Origin of the sequence: Candidatus Nitrohelix vancouverensis (genome assembly GCA_015698305.1) — a bacterium.
Lineage (GTDB): Bacteria > Nitrospinota > Nitrospinia > Nitrospinales > VA-1 > Nitrohelix > Nitrohelix vancouverensis.
In genome coordinates this window covers 1,617,946-1,642,152 of record CP048620.1, presented here as the reverse complement: position 1 = coordinate 1,642,152, position 24,207 = coordinate 1,617,946, and the positions used below count along the sequence as shown (strand labels likewise).

At 47.3% G+C, this 24,207-nt stretch carries 17 protein-coding genes; 5 read left to right on the top strand and 12 right to left on the bottom strand.

Annotation, left to right across the window (positions count from 1 at the left end):
• Positions 1–136: 136 nt before the first annotated feature.
• The 3 genes from G3M78_07710 (at position 137) to G3M78_07700 (ending at position 7,388) form a co-directional block, all read left to right on the top strand.
• Complete coding sequence (locus G3M78_07710; protein QPJ65278.1) at positions 137–3,544, top strand: PQQ-like beta-propeller repeat protein; 3,408 nt, start codon at positions 137–139, stop codon at positions 3,542–3,544.
• A gap of 394 nt (positions 3,545–3,938) precedes the next feature.
• Positions 3,939–6,821, top strand: coding sequence for a PQQ-like beta-propeller repeat protein (locus G3M78_07705; GenBank protein ID QPJ65277.1), 2,883 nt, complete (start codon positions 3,939–3,941; stop codon positions 6,819–6,821).
• A 75-nt stretch (positions 6,822–6,896) separates the two neighbouring features.
• Positions 6,897–7,388: a pentapeptide repeat-containing protein gene (locus tag G3M78_07700; protein QPJ65276.1), complete on the top strand. Its 492-nt coding sequence runs from the start codon at positions 6,897–6,899 to the stop codon at positions 7,386–7,388.
• Positions 7,389–7,413: 25 nt separating this feature from the next.
• On the opposite strand, the gene G3M78_07695 is transcribed toward G3M78_07700, so the two are convergent.
• The 10 genes from G3M78_07695 to G3M78_07650 form a co-directional block, all read right to left on the bottom strand.
• Positions 7,414–7,995, bottom strand: coding sequence for an NUDIX hydrolase (locus tag G3M78_07695; protein ID QPJ65275.1), 582 nt, complete (start codon positions 7,993–7,995; stop codon positions 7,414–7,416).
• Between the two features lie 291 nt (positions 7,996–8,286).
• On the bottom strand, positions 8,287–9,831 hold the full coding sequence (locus tag G3M78_07690; protein ID QPJ65274.1) for a B12-binding domain-containing radical SAM protein: 1,545 nt from the start codon (positions 9,829–9,831) through the stop codon (positions 8,287–8,289).
• Positions 9,832–10,281: 450 nt separating this feature from the next.
• Complete coding sequence (locus tag G3M78_07685; protein ID QPJ65273.1) at positions 10,282–11,007, bottom strand: glycosyltransferase; 726 nt, start codon at positions 11,005–11,007, stop codon at positions 10,282–10,284.
• A 74-nt stretch (positions 11,008–11,081) separates the two neighbouring features.
• Positions 11,082–12,020, bottom strand: a complete 939-nt coding sequence (locus tag G3M78_07680; protein ID QPJ65272.1) for an SDR family oxidoreductase — start codon at positions 12,018–12,020, stop codon at positions 11,082–11,084.
• Positions 12,021–12,043: 23 nt separating this feature from the next.
• Positions 12,044–12,742: an NTP transferase domain-containing protein gene (locus G3M78_07675; GenBank protein QPJ65271.1), complete on the bottom strand. Its 699-nt coding sequence runs from the start codon at positions 12,740–12,742 to the stop codon at positions 12,044–12,046.
• A 9-nt stretch (positions 12,743–12,751) separates the two neighbouring features.
• Entirely contained in the window at positions 12,752–13,921 is a 1,170-nt protein-coding gene (locus G3M78_07670; protein ID QPJ66803.1) for a DegT/DnrJ/EryC1/StrS family aminotransferase, read from the bottom strand.
• 17 nt (positions 13,922–13,938) lie between these two features.
• Positions 13,939–14,979 carry an alpha-ketoacid dehydrogenase subunit beta gene (locus G3M78_07665; GenBank protein QPJ65270.1) on the bottom strand — a complete coding sequence of 347 codons (1,041 nt, stop codon included), beginning with the start codon at positions 14,977–14,979 and terminating at the stop codon, positions 13,939–13,941.
• Positions 14,980–15,061: 82 nt separating this feature from the next.
• Positions 15,062–16,090 (bottom strand): thiamine pyrophosphate-dependent dehydrogenase E1 component subunit alpha, encoded by a 1,029-nt coding sequence (locus tag G3M78_07660; protein QPJ65269.1) that lies wholly within the window; start codon positions 16,088–16,090, stop codon positions 15,062–15,064.
• A gap of 3 nt (positions 16,091–16,093) precedes the next feature.
• Complete coding sequence (locus G3M78_07655) at positions 16,094–17,038, bottom strand: GDP-L-fucose synthase (protein QPJ65268.1); 945 nt, start codon at positions 17,036–17,038, stop codon at positions 16,094–16,096.
• Positions 17,039–17,087: 49 nt separating this feature from the next.
• Positions 17,088–18,086: a kinase gene (locus G3M78_07650; protein QPJ65267.1), complete on the bottom strand. Its 999-nt coding sequence runs from the start codon at positions 18,084–18,086 to the stop codon at positions 17,088–17,090.
• A 485-nt stretch (positions 18,087–18,571) separates the two neighbouring features.
• Between G3M78_07650 and G3M78_07645 the strand changes: the two genes are divergently transcribed.
• Positions 18,572–21,229 (top strand): hypothetical protein, encoded by a 2,658-nt coding sequence (locus tag G3M78_07645; protein QPJ65266.1) that lies wholly within the window; start codon positions 18,572–18,574, stop codon positions 21,227–21,229.
• A gap of 30 nt (positions 21,230–21,259) precedes the next feature.
• Here the strand turns inward: G3M78_07645 and G3M78_07640 are convergent, their stop codons facing one another.
• Positions 21,260–21,724, bottom strand: coding sequence for a hypothetical protein (locus G3M78_07640; GenBank protein QPJ65265.1), 465 nt, complete (start codon positions 21,722–21,724; stop codon positions 21,260–21,262).
• A gap of 71 nt (positions 21,725–21,795) precedes the next feature.
• Complete coding sequence (locus G3M78_07635; protein QPJ65264.1) at positions 21,796–22,272, bottom strand: GNAT family N-acetyltransferase; 477 nt, start codon at positions 22,270–22,272, stop codon at positions 21,796–21,798.
• Between the two features lie 373 nt (positions 22,273–22,645).
• On the opposite strand from G3M78_07635, the gene G3M78_07630 reads away from it, so the two are divergent.
• The gene (locus G3M78_07630) at positions 22,646–24,193 is read left to right on the top strand and encodes a hypothetical protein (GenBank protein ID QPJ65263.1); all 1,548 of its coding nucleotides are present in this window, start codon (positions 22,646–22,648) and stop codon (positions 24,191–24,193) included.
• The last annotated feature ends 14 nt before the right edge of the window (positions 24,194–24,207 follow it).

Sequence of the window (24,207 nt, the reverse complement as noted above, 5' to 3'; positions counted from 1 at the left end):
CCTCAATAATTGTTTAACGGGGTCTTTGAAAAACGGTCAGATCATTCTTTCGATTTCATTATCAGCTCAGCAGTAAGCCCCGATGGAAAACAGTCCGTAAGATAATTATGGACAAACTCACATTTCTTATTAAAATGTGCTTAGCCAAACTGGCGATAGCTACCGCATTTACCTCTGCCCAGATGGCGTTCAACTATCCGTTTTTCCATCAATATCCTTTTCTAACTTAAAAAACTTACCATTATTTCATGATGCCCACCTATCAATTTGTCAGCATACAAGTAGGCGACGCATAATGTTTCAAGGGATGTCGTTTCTCAGAAACGGTACAAGATGGCATAGATCCTTACAATTCCCTGCACTCATATTCGTATTTGCAATCATTTCGTTTTTATTTATATTTTACTATTATCGCCCTTTAATTTCGCCCTTTCCTCAACAGAACATCAACGATCTACATTTATTCACAGCCGCCAAAAACAAGTTTGTGGCAAAATTGCCGCTCTCGTCAAACGCATCCTTCCGTTTTCTATACAGTCAGGTTCAGATCAGACTTCCCCAATTTCAGACCTTGCCTTTGCGCATGGAAATCAAAGGAGGAAGTCTTTATGGTCCAACCCTCGATTCAATTGAGATCTGGAACCCTCAAAAAACATCAGTCACCCAAAGCGGCAATTTCGATTTTTTTTCATGGTCTCATGATTCATTCTATCTGACTATCACGGCAAAAAATCCGCAAGATCTTAATCAAATTAAAGTGGATCTTTCCATCGGCAGTCATTTAACCGACACCTTTAACTCAAAGGATGGATGGGATCATAATGGCTGGTCGCGCTTGTACCGTCTCTTATTTCTTTCAAGCGTTCTAACATTTATCGTCGTCGGTCCCCTCTGCCTTTTGCACGCAAAGTTTGAATTAAAGCCTCCTGGTTTTATCCACAGACTCCAGCAAAAAAATATTGCGTTGATCGCGCTTGCCATCATCCTGTTGTTTGGCCTCTACAAATCCTGGATTATTTTAAAAACCATTTACCTGCCGGGTTTTTCGTACTGCAACGATCAATGGACAAGCTGGGATCTTAAGATGGGAGAGGAAACCTACCCTCTTTTTTTTCCTTTTTATAATTACGCGCCCGGGATCCCCACCTTTTTCAAAATAATTTTTGAAGTCACAAAATTCATGGGCTTTCCCGAAGACGGGGTGGTCTATAGAGAGCTGAGTTATCGATTCGTAATGATCTCAATTGCATTCATTGGGAATATCTCGCTCTATTTTTTCCTGGTTAAACTTTTTAAAGAGTCGGACCTGCCGGGCCAATGGATTTTTCCGCTCCTTCCTGTATCGTTTCTAGCGCTCCACCCAGACTTGATTTTCACTTATATGACAGCGCAGAATCAGGGGGGATTGCTCATTGCGTTTTTTGTCGCTCTGATGATCCTGTCTTACCGCCTTGCATTTCACCGGCAAAATACAAGCGATTTAATTCTATGGGGATTGCTGGGAGGGCTATTCATTTTATGGAGAAATGAATTAAAACTGGTTCCATTCATATATTTGACATTGATCTTTTGCGGGTGGGGGTTGAAAAAATGTACGTTCAAAACCATCTCGATATTGCTGATAAGCACCTTGAGCTTGCCGCTCTTGTACATGTCGCTCAATCAATATCGTTTTGGAAAGTTTGAAATGCACCAAGCCTCTCTTTTCTCAGTTTCCATTTCCACTCATGTTGGCAATGACTACAGAGATAATGCAATGGGGTTTATGTACGACGATATGTCTGTCGTCAAACAAAGTTACTTTCTAACCAAAGATTTCTACCCTAACGAATTCTACGAAGCCCCCAATAATGAATCTAACGCAAAATACTCCCGAGATTTCTTTTTTAAATATGCGTCCGACCATCCCGATGAAATATTAAAAGCATGGCAAAATCGCACCCCTAATAATGTATTCAACTTCGTAAGAAATGCATTGCCGGGAACTTGTGAAAACGTTCATCCTCGCCTCATCAGCGTTATCCCTCAGCATTACACAAATTATTTTTTTCTTGTCACGACCGCGGGCCTGATTTTGCTTCCTTTCGCAATTTTTGCAAACATAAGATTTGCGCTTTATTTTTTAATCCCATCCTTATTCGCTATTTATGCGGTGGGAATGGGTGGAAGCGGAATTGGCTACACGCCATATGCCTACTTAACAATTCTGCTTTCCTGCGGATTAGGACTGTCTCAAATCTATAAATATTGCCTGCGTTTTTACCGTTGGTCGCTGAACGCGCCTCAGAAGGAATTGCAAGAATGGGCGCAACCTTACCCACTTTGGATCCAGGTTTCGACAGTATTATTCGGCGCTTTGCTCATGGTTGCGTTTTGGATCGCCTGCAAGGGATACAACCCAACACATGAAAACTTCATTAGATCCAGCGAATTGAACAGCGTGGACCGGGGAAAACGCATCTTCGAAAACAATCAGCACCTGCCCTCCATCAATATCAAATGGATGCGCAAGGTTCCCAGCGGCACCATGCCTCGCGAACAAGGCCACCTTTTGCGCTACAAAAACAATGTCGTCTTCACGACGTATGAAGTCTTAATGGTGTTAAACGCTAAAACCGGGGAGGGCAAACAATTAGAACACTCCCACGGAAACCCGAACTTCACAGGATATTTTTCACTTAGAGACAATCTATTATTCCTCGTTGAGCACACCCCGAACGATGTTCGCAAACGAATTCGATTCATTAATCTGGACACGTTGGACACATTGGGATTTTCTCCCGTCGGATTTTATGTTCAATCGAAATTTTTGATAGATGAAAAACGTTTTTACCACATCGCTCCCAATAACGGAAGTTACCACCTGGCGGGACAGGAGTATCACTTTGATTTTTTTGAGCGCGAGAAGGAGGAATGGAGCGGAAAGGCTCCAGCCATGTGGTCATTCAACGAAGCGCCCTCTGTAAGCGGAATTGCACAGTCCGAACATGCCTTGTATCTTGGAACTGTAGGGCAGGGGAAATTCTATGCTGTCGACAAGAGTACAGGACAATCCATCTGGTCCTATCAAGGAAAGACCCATTCTCATTCCACCCCTGTCATTCATAATAAAACCGTCATCTACGGCGATATCGACGGTACTATCTATCAGTTGCATATCAATGATGGGAGCTTGGTTCAAAAAATTGAAACCAACACCAATATTCTCAACGGAATTGAAGTGGTGGGCGACGTCGTTTATAGCGTCTCATGGGATGAATTCATCACCGCATCGGACCTGAAAACCGGAAAAATGCTCTGGAAAATTAAAGGGTATGGCGGGATGAAATCTAAACCGGCCTACAAAAATGGTCACCTCTATGTTGGCTCTGGAACCTGGCTACTGAAAATCAATGCGGCTACGGGCGAGGTTGTTTGGAAAATCGACCTGGGTACATATGTTATGGACACTCCCTTATTTCATAATAATATGATCATCGTTCGTTCTCTCTACGCGGTCTATGGACTGGAAGAACACGCAATTGACACACCGCGGACAATGTAATGAAAACAACCATCCGCTTGCTGTCCAGAACCGTGATGCTTGATTTACATTGATCACACATCAATTTCAGCGTTTATAAAACATGAGCCCTTCGGCAAACGAAATCACCTTTAAAAATTTTTCTTTCAAAGGTTTTTCTTTCGCCCTTTTACTCATCGGTATTTGCTCGTTTCTTCTGTATCTGATTGGCTTTAAGTCCCAGCCAATACAAACTCAGCAACAAAACTCTCTCGACTTGAGGCAACATTCCCCGCTCGCAAAATCCGCGCTATTGCCCATCCACAAAGGTGCGAGTCTCCGTTTCCTTTATTTTCAAACAAACATATTACTTCCAAATTTCCAATCCCAGCCTGTTGATGTCCAAGTGCGTGGCGGATCGCCAGACGGCCCCCTATTGGCTTCGCATTTTGTGTGGAACCCAGACAGTAAAAAAGGGCGGGAGAATTTCAAACTTGAAACATTTGCGTGGTTTTACGATGAATTTCATCTCGTCATAGAAGGTAGAAACGCAAATGATTTAAGAGAAATTGCGGTTTCAGTTACAGGCGGCGACAAACTCTCGGACATGCAATCGTCGGGCAAACAGTGGGAATTGAACGGCTGGACAAAACTCGCTTGGTTATGCCTTCTTTGCTTTGCACTGCTAACGTTGCTTTTGGGGCCAATCTGCCTGTTTGCCGCCATGATGCCAGACCGTCGAGAAGACTTGATAGAGGAAAAAAACCATCCCCGGTTTTATCGTTTCTGTTTTTATACGATCCTGGCTCTCAGCTTCTATGAAGCCTACTGGGTCGTCTCGCACGTTTATCGCCCCGGCTTTTCATACTGCAATAATGCATGGACCATATTTGACATGCCCCGCGCCGAACCCGCAGAAAACCCTCTGATACCATTTTACAATTACGCGCCGGGCCGACCGGTCTTTTACTCTCTCATTTTTCGATTTCTGAGAATCTTCGGATATTCCCTTGAAGACCCCTTTTATACGGAAGTGGCATACCGAATTGTCCAGTTTGTTATCGTCACCGGCGCGAACATCGCCCTTTACTTTTTCCTCATACATATTTTCATAAAGAACCAGCTTCCCGGAGTCCATTTTTTTCCGCTCATCGCATTTGCATTTTTATCTCTGGATCCCGAATTGGTATTCACATATCTATCCGGGAACGTGCACACCTCTTTATTCTTTCCAATTTTCATAGGTTTTTTCATTCTATCCTATCGTCTCGCATTCGAGGACCAGGGATGGAAAACCTTAATGCTGTTCGGTCTGCTCGGAACCTGCGCCCTTCTGTGGCGAAACGACCTTAAACTCGTCCCGATTCTATTTCTGACCCTCGTATTTCTATGCATGGGCATCAACAAACGGTCTTTAAAGAAGACCCTCATCGCCTTTGCAATCACCTATTTCATACCCGTTCTGATCATGAGCAACAATTATCACCAGCATCAGAAATTTGCTCTATACGACGGGAGCCAAATGTCTATCGTTCCCATCACCAACTTTGGCGCAGGAAATCCTGATAATTCACTGGGCATCATGTTCGACGACTGCCATGTCTCCCGGCTCGGGTATTTCCTGAATGATTCTGCTCGCCCGCAAGCGCAATCAAACTATCCTGAAATGCAAAAGTTTCTTGCGGGTTATGTGGCGACGCACCCCATAGAATTTTTCACCGCCTGGAAGAACAGACTGCCCCTGAACGCATTCTCTCTTCCCAGTCAGGTACGCCCCGGTAGTTGTCAAAAAATTCAGGAACGCGTTCTGGATTTTATCAAACCCGACCACATCCAGTATTTATGGGCCTTAATGAGTTTCAGCTTACTATTCCTGCCATTTGCAGTTCTTGGCGATAGACGGTTGATGATATTTGTTCTCGCTCCTGTCATCTATGCATTGGTATTGATAGGAGCGGCGGGTAGCGGTGTTGGGTACTTTATCTACATTTACCTGTCATTCACCATTGTTATCACGCTCGGCCTGTCGTCTTTATTTAAAATCCTCCGGTCCTTTTACAGCAAGCTGTTATTCAAGAGCGAAGGACACGCAAACCAGAGGAAGCCTCTTGAAAGCCCTCATTCTAAATCCATCCAAATCTTGACCCTGACTACGAGCGTGCTGGTTTGCATCGTGTTGCTCCTCGGAATAAAAGGGTATGACCCCTACAGCTATGGGAGTAAAAATCCTCAGCTTCTGAATCAACAAGATCGTTTGAAAAGAATTTTCACAGGAAACGACTATAACGATTCCATTCAGATCAAATGGCGAATGCACATTCCCGCTGGAACCCAACCTTATTCGGATGGCCACCTCGTTCCCTTCGGCGCAAACATCTTGTTCAATCGTTATCTTGATCTGGCCGTGGTCAACCCCGACACGGGCGTGATCGAAAAGAATATACCTTACCGAAAAGGACCCGGATGCATCGCAGGCTATTTCCAACTCAAGAAGGATAAATTAGTTATCGCCGAGCTGGACCCCAAGGGTCACCAGAGGGTTCGCACAATCAATGCAGACACTCTGGAAACAATTAACGAAGGGCCTTTGAAGTATCACATTTACTCCCCCTTCATTGTGGACGATCAAAACATTTACCACTCGACGCATGTCTGGAGAACCGACTATCAATTTACAGCCCAGCAAATCCCCAAGGATTTGATGGATGATACGGCGGCGGATCAACCGGTCTTGTTATACAACAACAAGCAATCATCATTAGGCGGAATTGCCCAAACAGTAGATTCTGTATTCGTACCAACTATGCACGATGGCCTTTTTCTGGCGTTTGATAAAAACACATGGAACCTAAAGTGGAAATTCAAAGGCCGCTCCAATGCTCACGCCACTCCGGTGATCTACGAAAACACTGTCGTTTACGCTGACAAAAAAGGCGTTATCTATCAACTCGACTTGAATGATGGAAAACTCATTCAAACCATAGATACTCAAATGGAAATCTTTGAGGGAATCGCAATAGCCGGAGGCGTGCTTTATGCCGTCTCATGGGATGAAATCATTTCTGCCGCAGATCTCAATACAGGAAAACTGCTATGGCGACTCCAGGGGCGCGGAGCAATGAAGGCGCGCCCCCTCTTCAAGGATGGGGCGTTGTATACAGGATCCGGAACCTGGCTCATGAAAATCGACGCCAAAACTGGAAAGAAACTATGGGAAATTAATCTGGGAACTTTTATAATAGACACTCCCCTAATACAGAGTGATGTTATAGTGGTTCGCACTCTGTACGGTTTGTACGGATTACAGCAACTCAAATGAATCCGCATTCACACAAACCCAACCGCGGGTGGAAAACAAAACTAAATTAATTACTATATTCAGGGGTATTGATACATGGGAGAGAATGCAGACTTGAGAGAAGTCTCAGAAGATGAATTGAACGCTATCATCGAACAACATGAACAATGGGTGACGTCGGGTCAGCAAAAGGGTCAACCCGCCCAATTATCCAACTCCAAACTGATCAAGGCAAATCTTCGGGGCAAAAACCTGGCGGGCATCGATTTTCAGGGCTCCAATCTGCAGGGCGCCGTTTTGAAAGAATCCAACTTCAAGGATGCAAATTTCTCGGCAACCAATCTGGAAGACGCCGACCTTCAAAAATGCGACCTTGAAAACGCTAATTTTTCACATGCCAATCTGGATGGAGCGTATATGCAAAAGAGCGTTTGCAAGAATTCGAATTTTGAATCGGCGAATTTAAGCGACATCATGATCCAGGGGGCGGATTGGTCGGAAGCGACTGCGCTGACTCAGGAACAGGTAGACAGCTTTGGACTGGGCGACAACCAGACCAAAATGCCGGAAGGAATCAATTTCGTATAAAAACTTGGCAGAACAAGGCCTTGCTTTACTTATTCTGCAAATAGCGATAATAGGTGATGAGAGTCGCGGGGTCTTGAATGATCGAATTTTGCGCCATCTCCTCGATCTCGGTTTTTGAAAACAGCTTCATTTCACGATGTCCCATTTCGTTTGGCTGAAAAGGGCGATCCTCGTAACAATCCAGCGCCGCAAACAATTGAATCCTGGCTTCAAGGATTCCCGCCTCTGGCGTTATTTGCCCCATAGGGATGAGTTTTTTTTCATCGCAAACCAGCCCGGTTTCTTCCTTGAGTTCCCGCAACGCGGATGCATTCATCGACTCCACCGATTCAACAAATCCACGCGGAATCTCCCATGAATACTCTCGGACCGGATGTCTGAAAATCTTTAATAGAGCAAATTGATCGCCAACAACCGGCAAGACGGCGCAACCCGTCACAAGATTGTCCAGTTTTACCTTGGGGGATACGACCAGGAAATCGCGTATCTCAAATACAGATCCGCTTTCGACATGATCAAAATAGACGTTGAATTTGCTGTTTTCGCAGACGGTCCTGCGCTGATGAATAATGAAATCAGGAGGGAGTTCAGATTTTTGTTTTTTCATCCCAAGACTTTCAGGAGGGAGGTCTCCTTAAAATCAGCTGGATTTTCAGAACTCAACGGAAGTTAAAAACCGCTCAGTTCTTTTCCATAGCCGGAGGCAAAGGATGGGCTTTCGAATTCAAAAACAATTTATCCTTAAACTTGTTAGGCAAGGCTTTGTTTAAAAATTTGGCGATATAAACGACAATAATAAGCGTTCCCGCTGAGAGGATGACCAACAAAGAACCCAGTGTAAGCCACAGCTTATTGAAGAACTTCTGCATGATTTTTGAACCAGGGATAGGTTAGCTTATCAAGATAGAGTGAAATCACTGTTATAAAATAATTCATGACGCAATTTTCGAACCAGCGACAATTCCGGAGCGAAACGGTACATCTTATTTTCCAGCTTGTTGGAGTAGTAAAAACTAACCATCTTAGCCGCTTTTTGCGCAACGTATCTCATTTGTCTGTTGCCAAGGCTCCCCATGACATTCTCTAACGCATTTGCAAGAATGCTCATGTAAGAAATATTACCCACATAGATTCTTTCTTCACGATTGAACCAGGGAATGATTTCTCCTTTCAGATCATAATCGTCAAAAACCCAATCCGACCATTCTTCGAGACTACCCGGCTCTTTCAAGCCATGCTCTTTAGCAAGGTGCCAATCTGGAGTTCCGGGGAGGGCTGTGTAAGTCGCCATCGTTTCCAGTTCTGCCGTGGGGTTATTTCGTTTCAACAGAAAACCAAGGTCAATCGTCTTGTTGATATCCTCAAAGGTCTCAGTCGGGTATCCAACCATCAGCCCGAAAGCCGGGCTGATATCAAATTTTTTGCAACGCTCATTCGCTTCGATTGTCTGCTCAACGGAAATACCTTTTTGCATCAGGTCCAGAATACGCTGGGAACCCGATTCAGCGCCAAATTTCAAGGTGTGCGCGCCTGCCCGCTTGAGAAGTCGGACATCCTCATCAGTAGATTTCATAAATACATCCGCGCGAGCGCCAGATGTATAAAACGAAACGTCCAATTCATTGCGAACCATGCCTTCGAATATTCTTGAGGCGCGTTTTCTGTTGATATAGAACTCATCGTCTCGCAACCAAAACCCATCCAGATTGAATTTGCGAACCGATTCGGTGATCATATCCACGCTTTTGTCGGCAGAAATCGCCCGCCATTTTCTTTCCCGAATTTCAGCGCTGCTACAGAAACCGCAATCGAACGGGCATCCACGGCTGGTCTGCCCCAAGTCCAAAACCCGATATCGATTCTTCACATACATATCCCGGTGGATGTAATCTTCTACATTGACCAAATGCCACGGAGTCGGGAGCAAGTCTTCAACATCCATCAAAGGGCGTTCGGGCGTGTTGATCATCTCACCGCCATCCTGATACGTCAGTCCCTTGATTTGACGAATATCTTCTTTACTATCCAGAGCTTTGACAAGCTCTAGAAATGTTTCGTCGCCTTCTCCTCTCACAACGATATCAACCATCTCATGCACGGCGGTTTGCTCTGGCATGACCGCTGGATGACAACCGCCCCAAACCAAAGGAACCTTGCCGTTCGTTATTTTGCGGCACATCCCAGCAAGGTGCAGTGCATGACGAATCTGAGTGCCCGTCATCGTCGATATACCAATGCATATCAGATCGTCGGATATCAGATCTTCCAAGACGCTTTCGCTAATAGACCGGGTTCTCTGATCCAGAATTGTAACTTCGTATCCTGCCTCAAGAGCCGGAGCGGCTATTGTCAGCAAGGCATGCGGAGGGGCAACCGTCGAACCAAAATCAAAACCCGTTTTTGGGTAAAGCAAAAGAATGTTTGGTTTTTTCGTGTTGGACATTAAATGATATCCTTTAGGTCAACAAATCATCCGCAACCACATCATGACAGGGATGAATAATTTTTATAAATGTATACTGTTTTCAAGAATGGCGGCTATCTCCCGTACTACCTAGTGGGATTGTGAAGAAAATAAAGCTGGAAGATGGTTCCAAAAGAGAATCAAAGGAAAAATCCCTTATTTATTTTATCTTTGCCTCTCTATATGTCAAGCGGATTCATATTATTCATCTGCCTGAAAAACACAAAGATCCCGATCTGAAAAAATACACACGCAAAGCCGCCAAGCCCTACTCTTATTTCTTTTCGGAACGCTGAGGGGCAAACTTTAAAAGTTTGCTCAAGTTATGAGGCTTTTCTTCCCGGGAACAACAAATCAGTGAACTTTTAACATCCTTCACGGACCAGACAACGCCCCGGGACCTTAAAAAGGGGGGAGGACACAAATCGATCATTTACGACGATATTTACGGGAAAAGAACTCAGTTATCATCTGAGTGAGGTAGGACGCTCCCCAGCGAAAAATCTGGAGTTTACGTTCGCCAAATATCCTGGGCGGCTCGTCCGCAGGAATCTCTCCGATCTTCATTTTCATTTTTGCGGCGCGAATTGACAAGAGCGGCTCAATGCCGATTTTCGTGGCATACAGTTGTTCCTGCCAGTAAGACTCCTCTTTATCCAATCCCAACTCATAAAACACATTGGTCCTGTATGCTCTAAAAATCCCCATACAGTCGGTATAAGGATAGCCATGCAATAATTTGATAATGAAATTGAACATGTAATTGCCGAAACCCGTCACAATATCATCGTCGTCGCTTTTTGCTTCGTCCTTGTATCTTGAAGCGACAACCATGTCATATCCCTCTTTGATCTTTTCGATAAGAGCCGGAATGTGCTCGGGAATGCAATTGCCATCTGGACTGAAGGTCACCACAATATCTCCCCGAATCATGGGAAATCCTTCGATGTAAGCATGGCGTATCCCTTTTTGAGATTGCACCATGACCTCATAGCCCTGAGATTCAGCATACTCCACCGACCCGTCCTGTGAATTGCCATCTGCAATAATGATCTGATCGAACCAGCTGGGATCAATTTTGGGCATGATGGCTTTCAGACCATCCACCTCATTTAAAGCCGGCACAAAAAGGGTGGTGGTTAGCTTGTCTCCCATAGCTTCCTCAAAAATTTATGTGGGGGGGTGGGCGTGGTCAAACGAGTCCGACCTTGCAAATTCGCACTTTTCGTTTACACGTTTCCGTATCTGGTATTTTTTAACATCGTATAACCTTTAATCAGCTCCACGATGCCGTCGTCCAAAGAGTGTGCAGGGTGAAACCCTGTCTTTTCAATTTTTGCGTTGGATACAATATAATTTCTCTGGTCGGGGTCCTTACCCAGAGGCGCTTCCATATAGAGGAATTCAGGAATGCGGCTTTTTATGGCCTTGCACAACTCTTCCTTGGACAAATTCGCATCTGAAAGACCCACGTTGAAAATTTCACCGCGCATGGTTTCAAAATTATTGATTCCATGATGAAACACCCGCGTAATATCTTTCACGTGAATGAAATTCCTCTTAAAAGAGCTTTCGAATAATATCACAAATCGATCATGAACGGCGCGATATGTAAAATCGTTCACCAAAAGATCGATTCTCATTCTTGGCGACATGCCAAACACCGTCGCCAGGCGAAAGCTGATGGAGTTCTCTCGATCCATGATGATTTTTTCAATCTCCACCTTGTCCTTTGCGTATTTGGAAATAGGACGCAAGGGAGAATTCTCGTCGCAAAAATTATCCTCGTCGCCCGTTCCGTAAGCGCTGTTCGTGGTGGGCATCAACAGACGTTGCGCCGGACTCATATGCTTCAACATCAGCGTTATGGCGTCGTGATTCACCGTTTGCGCGCCAACAGGGTCGGCGGAGCAAATGGGCGCGCCCACCAGCGCGGCAAGGGGTATCACCACGTCGGCCTGTTTCAATAGAGGGCTGATTGTGCTTTCGACCCGCACATCTCCTTTCACCACATGAAATGCAGGGTGATGGCATACGTGATTCAAGCTGGCCTGACCGTAAAGGAAATTATCCAAAACGGTGACGTCATGCCCCGCCTCCAACAACGACGGCGTCAACGTTGAGCCAAGGTACCCAGCCCCTCCGGTAATTAAAATTTTAAAACCCAAAACGACTCCTTAGACCTGTTTGATTAAAAAAAATTCTGCGCAAGTTTATAATCTTCCGGCATGCCAATGTCAATAAACCGGGCGTCTGCGACATAGCCTCTGAAATCGACTCCGCTATCGACCAATGCGGGAAAGACTTCGTCTTCAAGAGAAATTTTTTCGCCCGCTCGCTTCCTGACAGTTGCAAAGGCCTGCGGATGGATCAGATAAACTCCGCCATTAATGTGACCACCCGCCTGTCCTTCGGATCGGTTGCCAAATGACCGGATGGAACGGTCGTCACCCAATCCAACGCCGTTATACCGACCAGCGGGAGGGGCCTTGAACAAAGCCAGCGAAACCTGCGCTTGACTCTCGCGATGAAAGTTTGCAAAGGCGTCCAGATTCACTCCAAAAAACGTATCGCCGTTCAAGGCAAGAAAAGTTTCCCGACTCTTCAATTGATCCAGAGCGAGAAGAAGCCCGCCGCCGGTACCGAGCGGCGTCGATTCCACCGCATAATCCACCGGAATATTTCGGTAACTGGAGCCAAAATGCTCCTGTATCACCTCTTTTTTATAGCCTACCGAGAGAATAAAGCGGGAGACTCCCTGCGCCAACCAATAATCAAGAAGAATTTCAAGAAAAGGACGATCTCTGACAGGGGCCATGGGTTTTGGCACATCCTTTACGGTTGCGCGAAGTCGGGTTCCCAGTCCTCCCGCAAGAATCACAGCTTCCATCTGAACTCGCTAGGAAAGAAGTTGGTTGATCACCCTATGAAAATAATTGAGTTCTGAAGATATATCTCTGGGGAAGTTACCCACAAAGAAACCTCTGTCGTGGGCGATGTCCGCATTTTTTATCTCGCCGACACAATCATAATCAAAATATTTTATGACATCGTGGCGGAGAAAATTGCCGCCGGTAATGATTCTGAAACCAATGTCCGCATCCCTCAAACCCGCGGTGATGTCTTTGCGCTGTATGGACAATTCAGGGTTCAGGATCAAGGTAAAAGCAAACCATGAACTGAGTCCATTTTCCTTCTGGATAATGAATCGATCGTCTTTTCCAAACAGTCGAACGAAATGATCTCCATTGCGACGTCGCGCATCGACCATTGCATCCAGCTTGGGCAGTTGTTCCAAGCCAACGGCTCCGCTCAATTCAAGCGGTCGGGCATTGTATCCGGGCAATATAAAACGGTAGGCCTCAAAAAAATCGTCTTCAGTACGGTCAAATATCTGGGAGTCTGGAGGCAGATCGCGAGTCCAGCCATGCGCTCTGAGAGATCGGGCCAGATGATAAATTTCCTCATCGTCCGTCAGGATCACTCCGCCCTCCATCGTCGAGATGTGGTGAGAGAAAAAGGTGCTGAAGGTACAGACCTCGCCAAAAGTCCCGCAGGCCTTGCCGTTCAGCTCCGCCCCCATCGATTCGCAATTGTCCTCGAACAAAATCAAATCGTGTTTATCGCAAAACGCGCGCATCGTATCCAAGGCGCAGGGATTGCCCAGGATACTCACCGCCACAACCATCCGGGTTCGAGGAGTGAGAGCTTCTTCCAGCTTCGACACATCCATATTGAGCGTGTCCAGCTCGACGTCCAGAAACCTGAGTTTCAAGCCGTATTGCATTAACGGGTAAAAGGTTGTCGCCCAGGATATAGAGGGCACGATGACTTCGTCGCCGCGTTGCAGGGGACGATTCTTTTTGTAAAACAGCGACGCCACGCCCACAAGATTCGCCGTAGACCCCGAACTGACCATCAGGCCGTAGCGCATCCCGAATTTTTCAGCAAAGGCTTTTTCAAAACGCGCGACATTGTCGCCCATCGTATAACGGTCGCTATCGATCACCCTTTGGATCGCCTGAATCTCTTCCGGCCCCCAACTGCTTTCCGCCAGTTCATACTTCATACGTTGATTCGTTTCGATCATTGAAATGCGACCAGTTCGCGAATGGTCTGCGCAATCGTTTCTGTGTTGGGATAGTAAAATTGTTCGAGAGTGTATCCAGCAGGGTGGGGAATGTCCGGCAAACCAATGCGACGCACGGGAGCTTTCAAATCTTTAAATCCCTTCTCCGCCACGAGACAACCTATTTCAGCGCAAACCCCTCCCATGGCCCATCCGGTATCCACGACCAACAGGCGACCGGTTTTCTTCACCGACTCCAAAATAATTTCCTCATCCAGCGGCTTGATCGTTCTCAGATCAATCACATCGGCGCTGACCCCTTCTTTCTTCAAAAGTTCCATGGCTTCCATGGATTGAATCAGAGTATGCGAGGTGCCGACAATGGTCAAATGCTCGCCGCGTGTCCGATACACGCCTTTGCCAAGCGGGACCGTATAAAATTCTTCCGGCACAGCGCCTTGTTGCTTCATCAGCCAGCGATGTTCAAAAATCAATACCGGATTATTGTCTGCGATGGAAGCGAGCATCAAGCCCTTGGCGTCGTATGGCGTGCTGGGCATCACGATTTTCAATCCGGGAACGCTTAACAACATGCCTTGTATCGCTTGCGAATGCTGAGATCCAGAACCCCAACCACGGGCCACGGCGGCCCATATCACCATCGGCGCTCGCGTCAGGCCATTATCCATGTAATGGGTCTTGGACGCATGGTTGACGAGCTGGTTGAACGCGAGCAATAAAAAATCGGGACGATTGTGCATATACACAGGTCTCATCCCGTTCATGGCGGCGCCCAGACCAATGCCCATCATGGATTCTTCCGCCAAAGGCGTATCGAACACCCGCTCCCCGCCAAATTCCTGATTCAATCCGGTGGTTACCCCGAACATACCCTTGGGGTCGTCGACGCCTTGCCCCATCACAAAAACCTTGGGATCTATTTCCATGGCCGTACGCAACGCTTCGTTGAGCGCTTCGGTGTAAGTCAGCGCCCGCCCTTCCCCATTAAAATTCTGAGAAACGGCTTTGGATGAAATCAGTTTTTCTGCCCAAGGCATTATCCAGGTACCCTTTTTATTGTATTTTGATTGTATTGAGGGAAATGCAGACCTGCTCGTTGCGCAGGGTCGAACCATTTACTTAATCACAGTATACAAACGTCGCCAGATCTTCCTTAACGGGATTGGGACTTTTCAAACCATGCTCGAAGGCGGCTTCAATCTCTTCTGTCAGTTGTCGCGTCATCTCTTTGCGCAACTGGGAGTCAACCATACCGCATTTCCCCAGATAATTGTAAAAAGTTTCAATAGGACAATATTTTTTCCAGGCCTCGACTTCCTTGGGATCGCGATACCCTGAAGCGCTGTCATCCCCTACGCCGCCGTGACCGCGCCAGCGGTAGGCTCGCGCTTCAATAAAGTACGGCCCCTCTCCGTTGCGAACGTGATCGGAGGCGTCTCGAACCGCGTCGTACACATCCAGCACGTTGGTTCCATCCACCAAACGACTCTTGATCCCAAAGCTCTCCGCTTTTTTATAGATATCAACGCCTGGAGGTTGTCTGTTTTCCAAAGGCGAGCAAACCGCATAAAAATTGTTTTCGCATATATAAATGATTGGGAGTTTTTTAAGCGCCGCGAAATTGAAACTTTCCCACAAAACGCCTTCTTCTGTTCCCGCCTCTCCGAAAAAAACCACGGTAACGCGATCCTGTTTTAACATTTTGGCCGAAAGGGCCGCGCCGGTCGCAATGGGAAGAATACCGCTGACAATTGCGGAACAGCCCATGAAGCCCGCATCCTTGTCCAGCAAATGCATGGAGCCTCCTTTAGACCCCACGCAACCGTCTGCGCGACAATACAACTCCGACAGCATCTTCTTCAGATCCCCGCCTTTTGCGATGTAGTTGCCGTGCGTTCGATAGGTTCCATACACATGATCTTCAGGGCGCAAAGCCTCACAGCAACCCGTGGAAATCGCTTCCTGTCCGATGACCAGATGAACCGGCGTTTTCATCTCATCCAGGTGATAAATCGTCTCGATTTTCTCTTCAAGCAAACGAACACGCAACATCGAGCGAAGCATACTCAGAACCTGATCTTGCGAATACGGCAAATTTTCAGAAGGTCTCCCCTGAAAACCTTTGCCTTCATATTTAAATTTGATCATAACTCATTCCTGGTGGGAATTATTTCGGAACCATTCATAGGTAGATCGCACACCTTCTCGAAAGGGAACGGCGGGGTTCCAGCCAAGGGATTTGATCCTTGAACTGTCCAGTAATTTTCTTGGAGCGCCGTCGGGTTTTGAATCATCCCACTCCACACGACCTTCGTACTCAACAATTTCAGCAATCAACTGGGCCAACTCGCTGATCGAAATATCTTTGCCCGATCCAATATTTACGGGAACTTCAAGGTCAGGGTCGTCGTTTTCCAGCAAAAACAGGCAGGCATCGGCAATATCATCAACATGAATAAATTCCCGGCGCGGACTGCCGGTGCCCCAAAGACTGACCACCTTATCCCCGCGCATTTTGGCATCAAAAAATTTTCGAATCAAGGCGGAAAGAACATGCGACGTATCGGGATCAAAATTATCATTCGGCCCGTACGCGTTGTTAGGAATCACCGGAATGAAACGACGCCCGCCAAACTGCTGATTGTAGGCCATGCACATGTACACGCCGCCCAGTTTTGCGATGGCATAGGGCAGGCTCGTCGGTTCGGGATGACCCGTTAACAATTGCCCTTCATGCATCGGTTGCGGGCATTCCCGGGGATACATGCAAGAAGAACCCAGCAGAATTAATTTTTGAACGCCAACCCGGTGGGCCGAACGCAACACATTCAATTGAATGGACAAGTTGTCGGTAATGAAATCCGCCGGGGAGTCTCGGTTTGCGATAATCCCTCCCACTCGACCTGCGGCTAAAATAACCGTTTGGGGTCGGTGGCGTTCAAAAAATTCACGAACCGCTGAAGCATCCGTGAGTTCGAGTTCCGAGTGATCTGCGGTGAGCACATCAACGCTGGATTCCCGCCGCAACCTTCTCAAAAAGGCGGAGCCTATCAGACCCTTATGTCCGGCAACGTATACTGGAGAGGGAATTTTCAAAGCGAACCGTCAAATGCAATATTGCCGAACGGTGGACACTCAGTGGTCATCAGCCCAGACCGTTGGGCTGATACAGCACTATTTTACTGCCAGAGCTTTCAAATTGAAAAGGAACATAAATCAAATGTTTCAAACGCTCGCGAACCCTTTCCTGAAATTCCGGCTTAACGACAAAAACCATGAAGCCGCCTCCGCCCGCGCCCATCAGCTTACCGCCAACGGCTCCCGCGCTCTTTGCGGCCTCATAAATCTCGTCAATCTCAGGCGTCGAAACCTGATCTGAAAGCTGTTTCTTGTATTGCCACCCTTCATCCAGAAGGCGACCAAAATCGGTTGCCATGTCGCTGGAGTTTTGCAAAATATCGGCGGCCTGATCGACCATGCGCCGGATCCGATCCAGCTCTTCAAACCGATTTTCCATATTCGCAATTTTCGACTTTGCAATATCCGACGCATTGCGCGACAGGCCTGTAAAAAACAACATCAAATTATTTTCCAAAGCCACTTTTTTATCTTGAGGCAAAATGATGGGAGTCACATCAAACGAACCATCCCTCTTGAAATCAATCTTGTTGAAGCCGCCAAACGCCGCCGCAATCTGGTCTTGAGACCCCACATTCTCCCGAATAACTTCCTGTTCAATATGAATCGCCTGCGCCGCCAGTTCACGATTCGAAATCAATCGGCCTTCAAGGGCAGACAGGGCGTTGAACAGTCCCACCGTAAACGAAGAACTCGACCCCAGACCGGAGCGAGCCGGCAGGTCGCCGTCATGATGAATCTCGATCCCTTTTTGCCAATTCAACCATTTCATAACCGCTCGCACAGACGGGTGCTGAATTTCCGACGCGTCCATCACATTTTCAATTCTGGAATAAACCACGCGATGACGGTGGTTAAAAAATGGAGGCAGATAACGGCAGGTGATATAGCAATACTTGTTGATTGTGGTAGAGATGACTGATCCCCCATTGAGTTTGTACCAGGTGGGGTAGTCGGTTCCTCCGCCAAAAAACGATATTCTGAAGGGGGTCATGCTGACAATCATTGAGTCGCCACGGGTCCTTTGTTCGGTGAAAATTGAATTTTTAACGTAACCGGCCCGGCACACAACCCGACCCTTGTTATATAATCGGCGTTTCGATGCATTTAATTGAGGAAATAATTCACAGGGATTACAAGATGAACCGGGATGCGCGCAATCATTGAAATGTTTCAAGGGCCGATTCAGCCAACCTGATGGACAGTCCTCAATCGGTCAGCCCGATCAACCTTGAGGCATTTTACAACATCCTCGGACTTCAAACCACTTTTTTAAAGAGACTGCGATGGAATTAAAAAAGTAATTCTTTCTATGCCCGAATGTGCAAAACAAATTCACCCCAGCTAAAGGGAAGGGCCCCGAAATGCCGAAAATCCAGGCCACCGCAACCGTCCTGAAAATTAAAAATTACTAGTTAAGCCCCTGTTAATCGATTATAATGCAAGCCTTTATTCCCTGTTCTCGCGTCCGCTCTTCTCACGATAATTAGAATGACTTCCTTGACACAAGACCCAGACGGACCCGCTGAAAACGAACCGACAAACCCGCCAACAAAGCACGTTTCTTCACCCACCAAAACACTCATCCGATGGCTTCTGGCGATAGACCGGCATTGGATTACAGCGCTACTGGCTTCGGTTTTTATTCTATTCAATCTACAAACAGACTCCATAAAACCCAATCTGGACAAGCTCTACCAACTCACATCTCCCATTTTAAATTATGGACATAGTGGCGATAGCGATTGGATCTACAGCTATATTCACAATCGGGGAGTCGAATCCTGCTCTTCAATTCCTGGACTGAAGACCAAACTCAACCAGTCGCTGAATCAGAAAAAGGAACAAATAAAAGCGCAGTTCGGCGAACAAATGTATGGCTGGTCAGCCATTTTCAATTATGTCGCATCCGCCAACGAAGAAATCAGAAATTTTTATTTTACCACGCAGTGCGATGGCGAATGGGAATTCACAACGAACACGACTTACGTTATCAGATGGGCTTCGCAAGTCATCCCGGTCGCATGGATTCTTTCAGAAACAAATTTCAGTCACGTTCACATCGGCTTGATTTTACTTGTCATACTTTTCATAAGCCCTGTCTTTGTTTTTCTGGTCGTTCGCAATTTATCAGCCTCTACATTACTAGGTCTGGTTTCGTTCGCATTCCTGTACAAAACTCAGCTATTCCATATCACCCTGTACGGGGCGCTCACCATGTTATTGGGGCAGATTTTATTCAACCCCAATTCGTGGTTCAATTCTCTCAAGAAATACAAGCGGGTGATGATAGAGGCTTCTTTAGGAATACTCTTTGGAATCCACACCCTGGCCTACCTGTTTATTCTACCCGTTCACCATAAAATGAACGCAACGCTGGTTCTGGCTTTACTGTTATTAATCGGCATTTTTAAATTAAACAAACTCCTGGTCGTCAGAGCCCTGTTCGCAGGGCTTTGTTTGAGCATCGCCACACACTCATTCACTGCCTATGGAGAAAACCTATACAAACCCATCAGCGCAGTGAACGCCGTTAAAAATACGGGGCTTGCCTATATTGGATTGTTTTCAGGCATCGGCGAACGCTACAACCATTATGGAATGATCCATAGCGATTTCGGACATTATCGTTCGTACGAATACGATCAATACCTGAAAACGCATGCATGGAGTCTGATCAATCATCAAACGATCAGCCAGTTCGGCAAGGACTCTATGGTTGATATCGCCCAAAACAGACCGGGAGATTATTTTGAAGGTCTGTGGAAGCGAATGTACGCCTTGGTGCGTTTCCAGGATCAATTGAACAACGAAATGTCGGACCTTCCCAAAGGCGGCCTGAACCCTTACCTCCCCTTGTTCTACTTTGGGCTCGCTCTGGTGCTTTCCCTCTCGCTATACCTACTTGCCTTTCCATTCAGTTGGGTGGTCTGCATGCCGCCTATGGCGATTGCCTTTTATGAATATTTTGGAATCAGTTCCTCTCTGTTTATGATCCATCAGCATGGGCGGTATTATATTCCGGGAATGCTTTTTTTGATTCTGCTGATACCCGGCTTGCTTGGATTTCTCCTGCGCAATCGAAACAAGCTGGCGTGCTTTCGAGCTCCGGAATTTTCCCGTACGGGTTTTGTCGCCGCAAGCGCGATCATTGTCTCCTTGTTGGTATCCACTCCCTATTTCATCAAGGAATCCAAAAAAGAAGATCCTGTATTTCGTATCTGGTATTACTTGCTCCATACACATAAAACGACCCCTGACATAGCCAATCCGGAATGGCTACGATCGCAGATAGAGACCATAAGAACGCTGGGAAATAATGAGCCTGGATCGGTTGAACTCTTTGGCGCGTGGAGCTTGCATCTATGGTCGATTTGGAGATACGACACCAGCCTGCCAGAACACTGGAGACCGCGCGGCATTCCAAATGAAACATTTGATGAATACCGAAAGAAAGCCGACGCGTTAAAAGTTGCATACTTTCGCCACGCCATAAAAAAAGCTCCAGACAATCCCTATTACCCGGCATACGCGTACACTCTGGGCGACCCGGAATGGCCAATCGTGTTCGATAAGGCGCTCGATAAATTTCCGGACCACCCCTTCGCCGCAAATATGGCTCATATGCTGATTCACGCTACCTCTCACGACCAATTCAGTCCGGGTCATGTCAAAAAGTGGGCCAGACAAATGGAAGAGGGTTACAGGAGGTTGTTCCGTAAAACCGAGAACATGCGCCCGGGCTTCAGAAAAATACCAGGTTTTGACAAACCGCCGACAGATGTAAGCCATAGCGATTTCGGACTGCTCATAAAATTGAACCCCGGCGAAACCATAGAGTTGAACCCTTCCTACACCTACTATGCTCCAGAATTAAAAATAGGAATTTTTGCAGATCTTGGCAGGGGAGAGCTTAAAACTGAAGTGGTCTTTCCCGACGGCTCCACTTGCAAAAACAGCGGTATCGAGATGAAACGCGATGATCTTTATAAATATCGCATCCTGAATTGCTCGAACACAGAAGGATGGGGAAAGCTGGCAGTCAGGATCAAGGCGGGAGATACGCCCGCTTCCTTCTTATTGAGAGATTATTATCCCATGATTGAAAAACCGAGAATCACAGGAAAACTCGCCGCTGAGTTTCGCTGACTCAATATCTGAACTCGTCTTATCCTGGACTTATCTGGGGATTCTAACCGTGAAACGACTGGGATTGCTTGGGCCCGGGTCATCATTTGCCACCACAACGCTCACCTGACGGTTGAACATCGTTTTAACGGAATAATGGCTCAGTAATTTTGGAGCGTTCAACCAAGTCTCTTTGCCCTCATTGAGTACGCCCACAGCCACCTTTCCTTGCATCACCTCTATGGGAAGCGAAAACTGATAGACATTTTGGAAGAATTCGACATCGATAGGGGGGCTTTGAATTTGATATAAATACGGAGCGTCCGTGCCATCAACGACAATTTCCCAATCCCCATTCGCTTTAACCGTAACGCCGGAATACACCGTCCACTCTGAAAAAGGCGGTAACGACAATTTTTGCGGCGATTGAACGGAAAACATTCCAAACAGGGCCAGCGTAAAAAACAGAACTCCCCCGCCTCCAAACAGTAATACTTTTCTTGCAACCGTATTCATTGAGTTCACTCCTGTTTAGGAATTCGATTCGCCCTAAGTAATATCATGACATGGGAAATTCTAACAATATTTTAATCGTATGGCTTAAGTGAACGCATCGGTTGTCGCTCAGGGTTCGATACTCGAAGCAAGCGCGCCCAGGGGCCGTATTCGTCTTCGCCTCGCTCGTCTGTTTCTACAAAACCCCGCGCCCGGTAAAAAGCCATCGCCAACTTATTTCCGACTTTGCACTTCAAGCCCAAAGGACGTCCCCTGGTCAACGAAGCCATAAAATCGACCAACTCCGTCCCGATCCCCATTCCCCAAAATTCGGGATCAACATACAAATGGTGAATGAAGCTTTCCGGTTCCCAGACTGAAATAAAGCCCGCCACCTTTCCACCGCGTTCAGCCACGTGAACCAGTTCGCCTTCAGTCAACAAGATGATGTCATCCACCGTCACTTGTTTCGGTTTTTCGGGTAGCGAGCAGTTCCAGGCCCGGGTGAAAATCAGCGCGCAGGTTTCAAAGTCGGCAGGAATGGCGAGTCGTATTCGGCAAGGTTTCACTTTTCTATTCCATAGCAACAGCTTATCAGCAGACCCCTCTCCCTGACGAGAATTGGGGCCATTCACAGCCGCGCTCCCCTAAAATCCTTGCTCAAACGCCAGCGATTCGCAAAACAAATCCCCTCATCCAAACAAAATATTTCGCACCAACTACCCGGTTAAATCATTGATATTAAATTGATGTTTTCCTGAAAAAAGGAACACCATATTATGCTTTGACTTTCCCCGGATTGTCAGTAATATTCTCACCGATTGAGCAGATGGAACGTGATTATATTATCTCTCTGCAATTACAACATTAATCCATAAGGAATGGTCCATCGGATCATTTATAAATTCATATGAAACGATCCCTTCATCAAGGAGAAACTGCATGAACCTGAATCGAACCTGCACAGGTCTTTTAGTTGCGGTCATTTTTTTACTGTCCCTGACATGCGCTTCTGCCGCATTAGCGGACGACGATGATTCTGATAAAAAAGGTAAAAACAAGATCAGCAAAAAAAAGAATAAAGACGATGACGACGATGACAAAATTTCAAAACGTCGCCTGTGGACTATCATACAAAATATGGAACAGCAGATTGCCTCCTTGCAATCGCAAATCACTAACATTCAATTGACTCCCGGCCCTCAAGGCCCGAAAGGCGATACCGGTCTGCAGGGACTGGCGGGTCTCGATGGCGCACAAGGTCCCGCCGGACCGCAAGGCCCGATGGGTCTGACCGGTCCGCAAGGACCGAAGGGCGATACCGGTCTGCAGGGACTGGCGGGTCTCGATGGCGCGCAAGGTCCCGCCGGGCCACAGGGACCGATAGGTCTGACCGGACCGCAAGGACCGAAAGGCGATACCGGTCTGCAAGGACTGGCGGGTCTCGATGGCGCGCAAGGTCCCGCCGGGCCACAGGGACCGATAGGTCTGACCGGACCGCAAGGACCGAAAGGCGATACCGGTCTGCAAGGACTGGCGGGTCTCGATGGCGCGCAAGGTCCCGCCGGGCCACAGGGACCGATAGGTCTGACCGGACCGCAAGGACCGAAAGGCGATACCGGTCTGCAAGGACTGGCGGGTCTCGATGGCGCGCAAGGTCCCGTTGGACCTCAAGGTCCTCCGGGCAATGCAGACACCACTCAGATCACGGCCGACATCAGCGAATTGCGGAACCGTTTTTCCGGCGTAACGCGGGATACGGATGCCAGGGGATTTGACCGTCTGCTCTTCACCGGCATGAACCTGCAAGTGGTCAGCGGTTCCGGGCAGACAGGCGGAACCGTCAATGGAACTGGAAACCTCTTCATCGGTTACAACGAAGACAGCTTATCTTTCTCTTCCAATAAAACAGGATCGCATTACCTGATCGTAGGCACAGGCAACAATTACTCCAGCTTTGGAGGCATCGTCGCCGGAACTGAAAATTCGGCCAGTCAAGGCTACGCCAGCGTCACTGCCGGACGATACAACGAAGCCTCCGGCTACGCCTCCAACGTCAGCGGCGGCGAGAGAAATCTTGCCCCCGGCGATTACTCCATCGTCAGCGGTGGCGCGAGCAATTTTGCTTACGGCAATTACTCCAGCATCAGCGGCGGCCAACGAAATCAAGCTTCCGGCCTCTATGCCATCGTCAGTGGCGGCTCTTACAATAGCGCCGCTGGAGACTACTCCAGCGTCAGTGGCGGCAATTCTAATCAAGCCGACGGCTCATACTCCAGCGCCAGCGGTGGATCAGGGAACTCTCTCCCTGGAGACTACTCCAGCATCAGCGGTGGCGTGAGCAATTTGGCCTCCGGCAATTACTCCAGCGTCAGCGGTGGCGTAAATAATTATGCTGTCGGCCACTACTCCAGCGTCAGCGGTGGCTCAGGCAGATCAGCCACAGGAATAAGAAACTGGGTGGGAGGCAGTTTTTCTTCGCCAAATTGATTTGCAGACATGGA